Origin of the sequence: Thioclava sp. F28-4 (genome assembly GCF_002020045.1) — a bacterium.
Taxonomy (GTDB): domain Bacteria; phylum Pseudomonadota; class Alphaproteobacteria; order Rhodobacterales; family Rhodobacteraceae; genus Thioclava; species Thioclava sediminum.
Map to the genome: position 1 here is coordinate 138966 of NZ_MPZQ01000005.1, position 12470 is coordinate 151435.

Below are 12470 nucleotides of genomic sequence, written 5' to 3' on the forward strand. Positions count from 1 at the left end.
CGTCGCGGTATTGTCGCCGTTCAGAAAACAGAAGGATGAACCAATGCGACTGATCTTTGTTCTCTTCCTTGTCGCAGGCGTCGGCCTCGCGGGAGTGGCAGTCATGATGGCGCGGGGGCAAATTGCACAGTTTCAAGCCGAACGCGATCAGCTGGCCGCGCTTCAAAAAGACGCGCCGAAACTTGCCGATGTAGTCGTGGTCCGCAAGCCGCTGAGATACGGCGAGCAATTCGGACCGAAGGATCTGGCCGTGATCAAGATGCAGGCCAATGCGGTCCCGCAAAATGCCTTCACCGTCATCGCGGCAAAGGAAGGCACGCCGGAAGCAGCACGTGCCGCGTTCTTCGAAGGTGACACCCGCGAACGGGCTTCGATGCGCTCCCTGACACCCGGCGAAGTACTCCTGGCCTCGCGCGTGACGCAACCCGGTCAGAATGCCGGTATCATGGCGAGCCTTCCTGACGGACGCCGCGCCTTTACGATCCAGGTGTCCTCGACCTCGGCTGTGTCTGGCTTCCTGCGTCCGGGCGATCTGGTCGATGTCTATTGGTCCGGCTCAATCGGCGGTGAACCGGTTACGAAGCTGATCGACAGCAACCTGAAACTGATCGCGATCGATCAGAGCACCGATCCTGACCGCACGAAAGCCACCCAAATCGCCCGCTCGGTCACCGCCGAAGTCAGCCCCGAGCAGGTCGCGGCACTGACGCTCGCGCAGAATACCGGGCGCCTGACCCTCTCGCTCGTCGGCCTCGACAACAGCGCACAGCTCGGCCAGATCGAAATCAACCGTGACGAGCTGCTTGGTATCCAGAAGCAAGAGGCCAAGAAGGTAGAAAAAGCGCAGGTCTGCACGATCAAGACCCGCAAGGGCACGGAAGTCATCGAGACGCCGATCCCCTGCACCAACTAAATAAATGACAAATATCAGTCATTTGCGCGGGGTCCTACGGGGCCCCGCCTTCACATGTGACCGTTTATCCACATCAAGAACGCCGCTCAATCCATTGATTCTTGCAAAAAAACAGGTCTTGGCGCATTCTCCTTTGCAATAACGGACCAAAACAGTCCCTAAGCAGACAAAAGATTTGCGAGTGGCGTGATCGGAGAGGCAGGGTCACAGATGAAATTGAAAACCTTAATGCAGGCCTGCCTATGCGGCATGGCGCTGAGCGTCGCGGTAATGAGCCCGGCGCAAGCAGACACGTTGCGGATTCTGTCCGGGGCAACTCAAGCTCCGCTGACGGTTCCGTTGAACCGCGCGGTGGTCGTGGAAAGCGACACGCCGTTTTCGGAACTCTCGATCGCCAACCCCGGCATCGCAGACATCCAGACCCTTTCGGATCGTTCGATCTACGTGCTGGGCAAGGTGCCGGGCCGGACAACGCTGACGATCCTTGGTGCCGACGGCAAGCTGGTTTCGAATGTCGACGTTCAGGTGACCCCGGACCTCGCGGAGTTCAAGGAACGCCTCAAGCAAATCCTGCCCGGCGAGAACATCCAGGTGCGCACTGCGAATGACGGGATCGTCCTTTCGGGCACGGTCTCCTCGGCGCAGAAACTCAGCCGCGCGCTGGAACTGGCCAATCGCTACGCGCCGGACCGGGTGTCGAACCTGATGATGGTTGGCGGTACGCAGCAGGTGATGCTGAAAGTGCGCTTCGCAGAGATGCAGCGCTCGGTTGCCAAAAGCCTCAGCTCATCGATCAATGCGGGGGTTGGGCCTCGCGGAACGTACGGGCAGGCCGGAGGCTACGGCGGGATCAATCTTGACGAGACGACCGCGCGCACCGGCACCTACGACAACGGAATCGGCCTTGGCCTCACCAGAGGCACGTTCCAGCTGGGCGTGCTGATCCAAGCGCTTGAAAACAAAGGTGTCGTACGCACCCTCGCGGAACCGAACCTGACCGCTCTTTCGGGCCAATCGGCAGACTTCCTCGCCGGTGGAGAATATCCGATCCCGGTGCTTAACAACGGCGATGTCTCGATCCAGTACAAACCCTTCGGCGTCGAGATGTCCTTCACGCCGCGTGTAGTGGACGGCGACGTGATCAACCTCGAAATCGCCGCCTCGGTCTCCTCGATCGACACGGCGAACGGTTATACGAGTGGTACGTTCAACGTCAGCGCCTTCAAGAAACGCTCGACCTCGACCACGGTCGAGATGCGCGACGGCGAAAGCTTCGCGATCGCGGGCCTCCTTCAGGACGACTTCAACGATTCCGTGGGCCAGATCCCGTGGCTCGGCGATGTTCCGGTGCTCGGCGCGCTGTTCCGCTCGACCGAATTCGAACGCAAGCAATCCGAACTGGTGATCATCGTGACGCCGCATCTTGTCTCGCCCGTCAAGGGTGACACGCTGGCGCTGCCGACGGATCGCCTGAAGCCGCCAACCGAGTCCGAGCTGTTCCTCAACGGCAGAACCTCGGGCGGCAAAGCGCCGCAAAAAGGCCCTGCCGCGGAAGTCGCCAAGCAGGACTTCTCCGGCTCCTATGGCTATGTGATGGAGTGAGCGAGATGGCTGGAAACATGAAACTGCGCACTCTCGCGATCACCGTCGGCACCGTCGCGGCACTGGCCGGCTGCGCCGAAGGCACCCAGACCTTCAACTCCGAAGTCGGCTCGACCACGGAAGGATCGCTGGGCTTCGGTTCCGCCATTGCACAGAATCAGGCGATGATGAGCGGCGACAAAAGCTACGTCATCAATATGACACGCAAGTTCGCCGCCGATGTGCCGAACACGGTGCACTTCGCCTTCAACTCGTCGGTGCTTGATGCGCAGGCGCGCAATGCGCTGTCGCAGCAGGCAAACTGGATCCGGCAGAACCCGGAAGTGCGCTTCCGCGTCTACGGACATACCGACCTTGTCGGCTCCAACGCTTACAACAAGGCTCTCGGGCTGCGCCGCGCGCGGGCCGTGGTGAATTTCCTCGTCTCGCAGGGCATCTCTCGGTCTCGGCTCGAGGCGCTCGTGTCCTACGGTGAAACGCATCCGCTGGTCTACACGCAGGCCCCGAACGAACAGAATCGCCGCACTGTCACCGAGGTCTCGGGCTTCGTGACCAAGGGCAAACCGATGCTGCTCGACGGCAAGTACGCGGCGGTGATCTATCGCGACTACATTGCCTCGGCGAGCGCCGGGGGCGAAGGCAACTAAGGCTCTGGATTCACCTATTTGTCTCGCTGCGGCGAGACGACACAGTACCGAACGGCGGGCGCTTTCAACAAAGCCCGCCGTTTTTCTTTATCGTCTCTCTTTATCCCACAATTGAAACAGTCTGGCCCCAATGTCGCCCAGATTGGAAACGAGATTGATCCTCGACGGAATAGGCGCGTCCAGCGAGTCGCGTCCGGTCTGCGGCGTAGCAACAGAGTTAACCGAACCCCGCCGCGGGTCACGAAAAAGAGGACAGAGGCAATGACTGCAGCAGCTATCATGACTTCGGAGCCGGCCCCGATTCAGGCGTGCACCGTGTCACGCGATGTGTCGAATTTCGACCTGTTGATCGAGGATATGGAGACCGAGCTTGGTGAAAGCTGGGGCGACCTTACCTTTGACGAAGCGGCAATCTTCCTGAGCCAACCCGATGCGGAACAGCTCGAGTTCATCGCGATCGCCGTGGATGGCGAAGACGAGGATGAGCTGACCAAGATCTCCGGCATCATCACCGAGGCCAAGGACCGTAATATTCGCGTCATCCTGATCGCCGACGAGGTCAGCCCGATCGCGCTGCATCAGCTGCTGCGCCTCGGGGCCGATGATTTCGTCCCCTACCCGCTTCCCGAAGGTGCGCTCCATGACGCGATCGAGCGTCTGGGCCAAGCCGCGCCCCCGCCCGAGATGTCGACCCCCATGCACGCCCCGACCTTTGCGGCGACCGGCAACCATGATGGTGTCGTTCTTCCGGTCCACGGCCTGTCCGGCGGTGTCGGCGCGAGCACCTTCGCGATGAACCTCGCCTGGGAAATGGCGACGATCCACGACGGCAAAAAGAAGAAGAAAGCGCCGTCGACCTCGCCGAAGGTGTGCCTGCTCGATCTCGACCTGCAATTCGGCGCTGCGGCGACCTATCTCGACCTGCCGCGCCGCGAGGTGATCTACGAGATGCTCGCCGATACCGAGCATATGGATAAGGAAACCTTCCGGCAGGCGATGCTCAGCTTCAACGACAAGCTCGATGTGCTGACCGCGCCGACCGACATGCTGCCGCTCGATCTGCTGAGCGGCGAGGATCTGGAGCGCCTGATCGACATGGCGCGCGCGCATTACGATTTCGTCGTGATCGACATGCCCTCGACCGTGGTCAGCTGGACCGAGACGGTGCTGAACAAGGCGCATCTCTACTTCGCGCTGATCGAGCTGGACATGCGCTCGGCCCAGAACGTGCTGCGGATGCAGCGTGCTCTGAAATCCGAAGGGCTGCCGACCGAGAAGCTGCGCTACGTGCTCAACCGCGCGCCGAAATTCACCGATCTGAACGGCAAGGCGCGCGTGAAGCGACTGGCCGAGAGCCTCGATATCTCGCTCGAACTGCTGATGAGCGATGGCGGCAAGCAGATCACGCAGGCCAACGACCACGGGCTTCCGCTGGCGCTCTCGGCGCCGAAAGTGCCGCTGCGCAAGGAATTCCAGAAGCTCGCCGGCTCGCTGGTGGAGCTGAACGAAGCCGTCGAAGCGGCCGCCTGACCCGAAAGGACACGTCCAGATGTTTTCGCGCTACAAGAAAGACGGGGCAAAGCCCACCAACGGCAAGGCCGCCCCCCCGCCGCCCGCGCCCGGTGCCGCCAAGCCGCCGCCGATCGACGCTGCGCCGAAGACGCAGGTGCATCGCAAGCTGGCGCCTCAGAAGGTCGCAGCCGACCCGGTGGCCGTCGACAAGGAAAAGAAGCGCAAGCAGCGCCTTCAGGAACTCAAGGTGGAGCTGCACAAGCGGCTACTGGAGAACCTGAACCTCGCCGCGCTCGAGCACGCATCGGAACGCGAGCTGCGCGCCGAGATCGCCGACATCACCGCCGAGGCGATGACCGAGCTTTCGGTCGCGCTGAACGCGCAGGACCGTCAGGCCCTACAGCAGGAGCTTTACGACGAGGTCATGGGTCTCGGCCCGCTCGAGCCGCTGCTCAAGGACGAGACCGTCAACGATATTCTGGTCAACGGCCCGCAGCAGATCTTCATTGAACGCGATGGCAAACTCGAACTGAGCGACATCACCTTCAAGGATGAACGCCACCTGCTGCGCATCATCGACAAGATCGTGTCGGCCGTGGGTCGTCGCGTCGATGAATCCAACCCTTACGTGGACGCCCGTCTTGCCGATGGCTCGCGCTTCAATGCGATGGTACCGCCGATCGCGGTGGACGGCTCGCTCGTCTCCATTCGTAAGTTCAAGAAGGACAAGCTCGGGATCGACGATCTCGTCAATTACGGCGCCTTCACCGAGGAAATGGCGGCCTATCTGCAAGCCGCGGTCGCGACGCGTCTCAACGTGATCGTCTCGGGCGGGACGGGCTCGGGTAAGACGACGACGCTCAACGCGCTGTCGTCCTTCATCGACAACGCCGAGCGCATTCTGACGATCGAGGACACGGCCGAACTTCAGCTGCAACAGACCCATGTGGGCCGGATGGAAAGCCGTCCGCCGAACGTCGAAGGCAAGGGCGCGGTCACGCAGCGCGACTGTCTCAGGAACGCTCTGCGGATGCGTCCCGACCGTATCATCGTCGGCGAAACGCGCGGCGAGGAAGTGATCGACATGTTGCAGGCCATGAACACCGGCCACGACGGGTCGATGACCACAATCCACGCGAACTCCGCCCGTGACGGCGTGGCGCGTCTGGAAAACATGATCTCGATGTCGGGCATCGAGATGCCGATGAAGGCGATGCGTAGCCAGATCGCGTCGGCTGTGAACCTGATCGTGCAGGCCTCGCGTCTGCAGGACGGCTCGCGCCGCATGGTCTCGGTGACGGAAGTCACCGGCATGGAAGGCGACGTGATCTCGATGCAGGAAGTCTTCCGCTACGAGCGTCTCGGCCTCGCCCCCGACGGCAAGATCATCGGGCGCTTCACCGCGACCGGCGTGCGCTCGCATTATTCCGATCGGTTCCGGCAATGGGGCTACGACCTGCCGGCTTCGATCTACGAACCCGTGCAGGACTAAGGACACCCCGCCATGGCGACCCCCATTATCTACCTGCTGATCTTCGTCGCAGTGCTACTGCTCGTCGAAGGCGTCTATCTGCTGTTCTTCGGCAAGTCGATCTCGCTCAACAAGCGGGTTAATCGCCGCCTCGAGATGCTCAACAAGGGCGAGCGGCGCGAAGAGGTGCTCGAACGCCTTCGCAAGGAAGCGACTCAGCATAACGATGCGCGCTCGATCCCGCTTTATTCGCTGCTGGCCGACAAGGCGCAGAAAGGCAATATCGCTTTCTCGCCGATGGCCCTGATCGGCATCATGGCCTTCGCCTGCTTCGCCGCCTTCATCGCGCTCACAGTGGCCTCGCAGGCGGGTCTCTTCATCCGTATTTTCCTCGCGCTCTTCATGGGCGTGGGCGGCGTGTTCTTCTGGGTCAGCTCGAAGGCCAAGAAGCGCATGGCGCTGATGGAGGAGCAACTTCCCGATGCGGTGGAACTGATGGTGCGCAGCTTGCGCGTGGGCCATCCGCTAGCCTCCGCGATCCAGGCAGTTGCACGCGAAATCCCCGATCCGATGGGCACCGAGTTCGGCATCATCGCCGACGAGGCCGCCTATGGGCGCAACGTGGCCGAGGCAATCTCGGAAATGGCCGAACGTCTGGATATGCAGGATCTGCGCTTCCTCGCGGTCGCCGTGTCGATCCAGCAGACCTCGGGCGGCAACCTCGCCGAAGTTCTCGAAGGCCTGTCGAAAGTCATCCGCTCGCGCTTCCGGCTGTTCCGCCGCGTGAAGGCGATCACTGCAGAGCCGCGCTGGTCGGGCATCTTCCTGTCGGCCTTCCCCGTCGTGGTGATGGTGATCATTCAGGTCGTCTCGCCCGATTATTACGACGAGGTGAAAACGACCGCCGCCTTCATCCCGGCCGCCATCGTGGTGTTCCTGCTGCTCGGCGCCAACGTGATCTTCATGAAGGTCATGACAACCATCAAGGTCTGAGGAGAGCCCAATGGATTTCGCTGCCATCAACCAGATGCTGACCGATGCGCTCGGGCCGATGGGTCCGATGATCGCTCTGGCGGCGCTCGGCGGGCTTCTGGTGCTCGCCGCGATCCCTGCGCTCCTGAAGAAGCGCGAGGATCCGTTCGACAAGATTCGTGGGAAAGCCCCGCGCCAGCCGCGCCAGAATACCGGCGGCAACGCGGACAAAACGAACCAGAAGCTGCGCGATACCCAGAGCGACAAGCTGCAGAAATATTCGGCCTTCCTCGAGCCACAAAACGCCGAGGAACTGTCGGAGTCGCGGAAATGGCTGCAATCGGCCGGCTATCGCGGCCCGAATGCCGTGCGCACCTTCCACGCGGTCCAGTTCGCGGCGGGCATCGGCCTGCTCGCGCTCGGCTCGCTTTATGTCGTGCTCTACAACTCCGGCGCGCCCGAGGGGCAAAGCATGGGGATGCTGGGCACGGTGCTCTGGGTGCTCGGCCCCGGCGGCGTAGGCTATTACGGCCCGAAATACTGGGTGAACAAGCGCGTGAAAGCGCGCACCGACGAGATGCAGAACGGCTTCCCCGACTCGCTCGACATGCTGCTGGTCTGCGTCGAGGCTGGCCAATCTCTCGATCAGGGGATCATCCGGGTCTCAAAAGAGCTGAATAAATCCTACCCGGCCCTGTCCGAGGAATTCGCGATGGTCGCCCACGAGATCAAGGCCGGTCTCGACAAGTCGACCGTGCTACGCAATTTCGGCGAACGTTCTGGCGTGCCGGATATTGCAAGCTTCGTGACCGTGATGATCCAGTCGCAGCAATTCGGCACCTCGATCGCCGAAGCCCTGCGCCTCTATGCCGCCGATATGCGCGACAAGCGGATCATGCGCGCCGAGGAAGCCGCCAACAAGATCCCGACCAAGATGACGCTGGGCACGATGATGTTCACCGTGCCGCCGCTTCTGATCATTCTTGTTGGCCCGTCGATCCATGATATGCTTGAGAACTTCAAGAATATGGGCATTTGACGGCATGATCCCAAAGCGCCGCGGCCTGATACTGGCCGCGCTGACAGTAACCACACTGGCCGCCTGCAACCCGGGCGGCCTTTCGGCTGAGAAACGGGGCGCGTTCGCCCCCGGCACCAAACCCGGCGCGCAGGCGGTCGACGGGCTTCTCGTCGGCCACCGGCTGATGGAAGCGGGCGAATACGAGCTTGCTCTGAAAGCCTATTACCGCGCGGCGGGCCAGCATGGCGCGACGGCGGAAATCCTCTCGGGCATCGGCTCGGCCGACCTGAAACTGGGACGCCTGAACCAAGCCGAACAGATGCTGCGCCGCGCGACCGAGGCCGATCAGACCTTCGTGCCGGCGTGGAACAACCTTGGCGTCGTTCTGATGGAGCGCGGCAAATACGCCGAAGCCGCGCGCGTCTTCAAACTCGCCTTCGCGCTGGACAGTGGCCAATCGGACGCGATCAAGCAAAACCTAAAGCGGGCGCTCGCAAAAATAGAAGAGCCGGGTTACGCTGCGCCACAGGACAAGCAGTTCACGCTCGTCAGGAAAGGGGTCGGTGACTACCTGCTGCTGACGAAGCACTGAGGCTCGAGCAAAAAGGACGCAGGTAACATGCGCCACCCGATCTTTCTGGCAGCCTTGGCTGGCTGCGCGATGACTCTCTCCGGCTGTATGGGCAATAACAGCGACGCCGAAGTCGCGCGCGCGATGAAAAGCGTGAATGCCGTTGATGAGACCAACCTCACCGACATCATGCTGACGGTCGCCGATCCGAACGAGGCCGTGACCTATTTCACCCGGCTGTCCAACGACCATCCCGACCGCATCGATGCCAAGCGCGGGCTCGCGAAATCGCTGGTGCGCGCGCAAAAGCCCGTGCAGGCCGTGAAGGTCTGGCAAGAGGTTCTCACGATGCCGGGCGCGACCAATGACGACCGCGTGTCGCTGGCCGAGGCGCAGATCCGCTCCAATGACTGGTCCGGGGCGAAGGCCACGCTGAACACCGTGCCGCCGACCCATGAGACCTATGACCGCTACCGTCTCGAAGCGATGGTGGCCGATAGCGACAAACAGTGGAAAAAGGCCGACAGCTTCTACGAGACCGCGGCGGGCCTGACCACGAAGCCCGCGGGCATCTACAACAACTGGGGCTTCTCCAAGCTCAGCCGCGGAGATGCCGCAGGCGCCGAGAAGCTGTTCAAGGAAGCGCTCACCTACGATCCGACCCGCTTCACCACGAAGAACAACCTCGTGCTCGCGCGGGCCAGCCAGGGCAAATACGACCTGCCCGTGATCGACATGACCCAGACGGAACGCGCGCAGCTTCTGTATACGGCGGGTCTGGCCGCGGTGAAGCGCGGCGACGTCAATATCGGCAAGACGCTGTTGCAAGACGCGATCGACACCAATCCGCAATATTTCGCGGAGGCCGACCGGGCGCTTAAGGCGCTCGATCAGGGATCGTCGAGCGCACTGAAAGGCTAAGAGGATGCTCGGTCTCGCCCCGCCCCTGTCGGCGCTGATCTTTCTGGTGCTGATCACCCCGGTTTGCGCCTGGGTGGTCTTCACCGACCTCAAATACATGAAGATCCGCAACAAGGCGGTGCTGGCGCTTCTGGTGATCTTCGCATTCGGGGGACCGTTCCTCTTGCCGATCGATGTCTATGCCTGGCGGTGGAGCCATGCGCTGGTCGTCTTCGTGATCGGTTACATCCTGAACCAGATCGCGCATTTCGGTGCGGGCGACGCGAAATTCGCAGCCGCCGCCGCGCCGTTTTTCTCGCATGAGCTGTTCGACGTGCAGCTGACGATGTTCCTGCTCTGCGCCTTCCTGCTCGCGGCCTTCGCCGCGCACCGGATCTTTCGCGCAATCCCGGCCGTGGTGAACGCCACGCCCGACTGGGTGAGCTGGAAGCGCAAAGACTTCCCGATGGGGCTGGCGCTGGTCGGCACGCTCTGGGCGTATCTCCTGCTCGTGGCGCTAGGCTGATTGTTCAGCCCAGCGATCGGGTATCGCGGCGATTACCCGGTTTTTCCAACATTTGGCCACAATCACCGGCAAGATTGGCCCGGACTGATCTTAGCCCCCGCGCAGGACCAAAGCGGGGTGCACAGCCGAGAGGACGCGCCAGATGAACATGATGACCTCGAATGTCATCGCCCCGGCCCCGCCGCGCGCGCTGGAGGAAACCGGGCTGAACGTCGTGATGATGCGGGACATCCTGCTCAAAACGATGTTCCGCACCAATACGGACACGGCCTCTGCGCTGTCCAAGCTCGTCTGCCTGCCGATGACGATGGTGCAGGACCTGATCGACATGTGCCGCAAGCAGGGCCTGTTGGAGGCGATGGGCACGCTGCACGCCAATTCCGGCGGCGAGATGGGCTTCCAGCTGTCGGACACCGGCAAGGCGCGCGCGCTCGATGCGCTGGCGCAGTCGGAATATTACGGCGCAATGCCGGTGCCGCTGACCGTCTATCGCGAGCAGGTGAAGCGCCAGTCGATCCGCAACATCCAGCTCACTCGCCAGCAGCTTCTGGGCGCGATGGGCCACCTGATCCTGCCGCCCGACCTGATCGGCCAGCTTGGCCCGGCGGTCTCCTCGGGGCGCTCGATCCTGATGTATGGCCCGCCCGGCAACGGGAAATCCTCGATCTCGAACGGCATCCGCGACGCGATCGGCGACAATATCTTCATCCCCCGCGCCATCGAATATGCGGGCCAGATCATCACCGTCTACGACCCGATCGTTCACACCCCCGTTCCGGTCGAAGAAGACGACCCGACCTCGCTGCGCAAGCGCGGGATGCAGTTCGATCAGCGCTACGTCTATTGCGAGCGCCCGACCGTGATCACCGGCGGTGAACTGTCGCTCGACATGCTCGACCTGAAATACAACGCGACCGCGCGCACCTATACCGCGCCGCTGCAGTTCAAATCGGCGGGCGGCGTCTTCATCGTGGACGACCTTGGCCGTCAGGCCGAACCGCCGCAGAAGCTGGTGAACCGCTGGATCGTTCCGCTGGAAGAGAACCGCGATATCCTCTCGCTGCAATCGGGCGAGAAATTCGAGGTACCTTTCGACACGCTCGTGATCTTCTCGACCAACTTCCACCCGAACGAGATCTTCGATAAGGCGGCGCTGCGTCGTATCTTCTTCAAGATCAAGATCGACGGGCCGAACCAGTCCGACTATCTCAAGATTTTCCAGATGATGGCGAAGAAGCGCAACATGCCGCTCGACGAAAAGGCGCTGCTGCATCTGCTGAAGGTGAAGTACCCCACCATCGACAATATCTACGCGAATTATCAGCCGGTCTTCCTGATCGACCAGATGATTTCGATCTGCGAATTCGAGGGCATCCCCTATCAGATGACGCCGGAATTGGTGGATCGCGCCTGGGACAACATGTTCGTCAGAGACGAGGTGATCGTCCACTAAGGGTGTTACTGCGCGGCCATCCCATCTGCACCGGGCGCGCGGAACCGCGCCGCCTCGACCTGCGGCTGATAGGTGCGCGAGACGGGCACCTCTTCGCCATCGGCCATCTGCAGGAAGACCCGCCCCTTCTCCTTGCGCAGGCCGCGAACCGCATCACGCGCGACCCAATGCGAGCGATGGACCTGCAGGCCCGGCGTGCCCTCGGTCTCGGCAATCGCATCGGCAAGCCGGATCAACAGGCTCGTCTGCCCGGCTTCGGTCACCACGTCGACATAGTGGTCGTTCACCGCAAGGCGGATCAGCGGCGCGCGCAGGTCAGGCTCAAGCCGATACAGCAAACGCGGCGTGGACGAAGACAGAGCCCCCTCATCGGCACGCTCCACGTCCCGGCGGGCCTGTTTCGGCGCGGCGGTCACCGGGGCCTCCTGCCCCTGCCTTGGACGCCCCTGCTGAGGCGCCATCCAGTGCCGCAGGGTGGAGCCCGCCATCGAGAGGCCGAGGATATAGCCCGCCATGTGGAAGATCTCGAACCCCCGGAAGTTGGGCTTCGCCGCAAGTAGCAGGACGAGCAGGTAAAGCGGCACAGTCAGTACCAGAGCGGAAAGGCCGGCAAGCGTGGGCGCCTCGTAACGGAACCGGCGCAAACCCAGCTTCCGCCGCACAAAAATGCGGATCGCCGCGCCAATCAGGATGCCGACCGCGACACTGAGCGGCCAGAAAATCACGCGCGCACCGAGCGACATGGATTCGAGAGTGTTGAACGGGCCGGCCACGATGCCGAATAGCGATGCCACGACCCAGATCACCGGCAGAGCCGGGATCTTCAATGCCCGCCAATATATTTTCCAGAAACCTGCCATTGCCGTCACGCCCCAATGACGC

The 12470-nt window shown here is 62.1% G+C and carries 12 protein-coding genes; 11 read left to right on the forward strand and 1 reads right to left on the reverse strand.

Going from position 1 to position 12470, the window contains the following annotated elements; all coding sequences use genetic code 11:
• Positions 1 to 43 precede the first annotated feature (43 nt).
• The 11 genes from cpaB to BMI87_RS12515 all read left to right on the forward strand — a co-directional run bounded on the left by cpaB (position 44) and on the right by BMI87_RS12515 (position 11588).
• Positions 44 to 913, forward strand: a complete 870-nt coding sequence (gene cpaB, locus BMI87_RS12465; protein ID WP_078521884.1) for a Flp pilus assembly protein CpaB — start codon at positions 44 to 46, stop codon at positions 911 to 913.
• Between the two features lie 210 nt (positions 914 to 1123).
• Positions 1124 to 2515, forward strand: a complete 1392-nt coding sequence (locus BMI87_RS12470; protein ID WP_078521886.1) for a type II and III secretion system protein family protein — start codon at positions 1124 to 1126, stop codon at positions 2513 to 2515.
• Positions 2516 to 2532: 17 nt separating this feature from the next.
• A complete protein-coding gene (locus tag BMI87_RS12475; RefSeq protein WP_078521888.1) occupies positions 2533 to 3162 on the forward strand; it encodes an OmpA family protein in 630 nt (209 codons plus the stop codon).
• Positions 3163 to 3423: 261 nt separating this feature from the next.
• Positions 3424 to 4692 (forward strand): AAA family ATPase, encoded by a 1269-nt coding sequence (locus tag BMI87_RS12480; RefSeq protein ID WP_078521890.1) that lies wholly within the window; start codon positions 3424 to 3426, stop codon positions 4690 to 4692.
• A 19-nt stretch (positions 4693 to 4711) separates the two neighbouring features.
• Positions 4712 to 6166: a CpaF family protein gene (locus BMI87_RS12485; protein ID WP_078521892.1), complete on the forward strand. Its 1455-nt coding sequence runs from the start codon at positions 4712 to 4714 to the stop codon at positions 6164 to 6166.
• 12 nt (positions 6167 to 6178) lie between these two features.
• Positions 6179 to 7138 carry a type II secretion system F family protein gene (locus BMI87_RS12490; RefSeq protein WP_078521894.1) on the forward strand — a complete coding sequence of 320 codons (960 nt, stop codon included), beginning with the start codon at positions 6179 to 6181 and terminating at the stop codon, positions 7136 to 7138.
• A gap of 10 nt (positions 7139 to 7148) precedes the next feature.
• Positions 7149 to 8156 (forward strand): type II secretion system F family protein, encoded by a 1008-nt coding sequence (locus tag BMI87_RS12495; RefSeq protein WP_078521896.1) that lies wholly within the window; start codon positions 7149 to 7151, stop codon positions 8154 to 8156.
• A 4-nt stretch (positions 8157 to 8160) separates the two neighbouring features.
• Complete coding sequence (locus BMI87_RS12500) at positions 8161 to 8730, forward strand: tetratricopeptide repeat protein (RefSeq protein WP_078521898.1); 570 nt, start codon at positions 8161 to 8163, stop codon at positions 8728 to 8730.
• Between the two features lie 27 nt (positions 8731 to 8757).
• The gene (locus BMI87_RS12505) at positions 8758 to 9630 is read left to right on the forward strand and encodes a lipopolysaccharide assembly protein LapB (RefSeq protein ID WP_078521900.1); all 873 of its coding nucleotides are present in this window, start codon (positions 8758 to 8760) and stop codon (positions 9628 to 9630) included.
• Between the two features lie 4 nt (positions 9631 to 9634).
• Positions 9635 to 10135 (forward strand): prepilin peptidase, encoded by a 501-nt coding sequence (locus tag BMI87_RS12510; protein ID WP_078521902.1) that lies wholly within the window; start codon positions 9635 to 9637, stop codon positions 10133 to 10135.
• Positions 10136 to 10277: 142 nt separating this feature from the next.
• Positions 10278 to 11588: an ATPase gene (locus BMI87_RS12515; RefSeq protein ID WP_078521903.1), complete on the forward strand. Its 1311-nt coding sequence runs from the start codon at positions 10278 to 10280 to the stop codon at positions 11586 to 11588.
• A gap of 5 nt (positions 11589 to 11593) precedes the next feature.
• Here BMI87_RS12515 and BMI87_RS12520 read toward each other — a convergent pair whose 3' ends face one another.
• Positions 11594 to 12448: a LytTR family DNA-binding domain-containing protein gene (locus tag BMI87_RS12520; protein WP_146681594.1), complete on the reverse strand. Its 855-nt coding sequence runs from the start codon at positions 12446 to 12448 to the stop codon at positions 11594 to 11596.
• Between the last annotated feature and the right edge of the window lie 22 nt (positions 12449 to 12470).

Excerpts from the sequence above, each read along its gene's own strand:
- cpaB (WP_078521884.1), top strand. The coding sequence starts at position 44 with ATGCGACTGATCTTTGTTCTCTTCCTTGTCGCAGGCGTCGGCCTCGCG.
- BMI87_RS12470 (WP_078521886.1), top strand. The coding sequence starts at position 1,124 with ATGAAATTGAAAACCTTAATGCAGGCCTGCCTATGCGGCATGGCGCTG.
- BMI87_RS12475 (WP_078521888.1), top strand. The coding sequence starts at position 2,533 with ATGAAACTGCGCACTCTCGCGATCACCGTCGGCACCGTCGCGGCACTG.
- BMI87_RS12480 (WP_078521890.1), top strand. The coding sequence starts at position 3,424 with ATGACTGCAGCAGCTATCATGACTTCGGAGCCGGCCCCGATTCAGGCG.
- BMI87_RS12485 (WP_078521892.1), top strand. The coding sequence starts at position 4,712 with ATGTTTTCGCGCTACAAGAAAGACGGGGCAAAGCCCACCAACGGCAAG.
- BMI87_RS12490 (WP_078521894.1), top strand. The coding sequence starts at position 6,179 with ATGGCGACCCCCATTATCTACCTGCTGATCTTCGTCGCAGTGCTACTG.
- BMI87_RS12495 (WP_078521896.1), top strand. The coding sequence starts at position 7,149 with ATGGATTTCGCTGCCATCAACCAGATGCTGACCGATGCGCTCGGGCCG.
- BMI87_RS12500 (WP_078521898.1), top strand. The coding sequence starts at position 8,161 with ATGATCCCAAAGCGCCGCGGCCTGATACTGGCCGCGCTGACAGTAACC.
- BMI87_RS12505 (WP_078521900.1), top strand. The coding sequence starts at position 8,758 with ATGCGCCACCCGATCTTTCTGGCAGCCTTGGCTGGCTGCGCGATGACT.
- BMI87_RS12510 (WP_078521902.1), top strand. The coding sequence starts at position 9,635 with ATGCTCGGTCTCGCCCCGCCCCTGTCGGCGCTGATCTTTCTGGTGCTG.
- BMI87_RS12515 (WP_078521903.1), top strand. The coding sequence starts at position 10,278 with ATGAACATGATGACCTCGAATGTCATCGCCCCGGCCCCGCCGCGCGCG.
- BMI87_RS12520 (WP_146681594.1), bottom strand. The coding sequence starts at position 12,448 with ATGGCAGGTTTCTGGAAAATATATTGGCGGGCATTGAAGATCCCGGCT.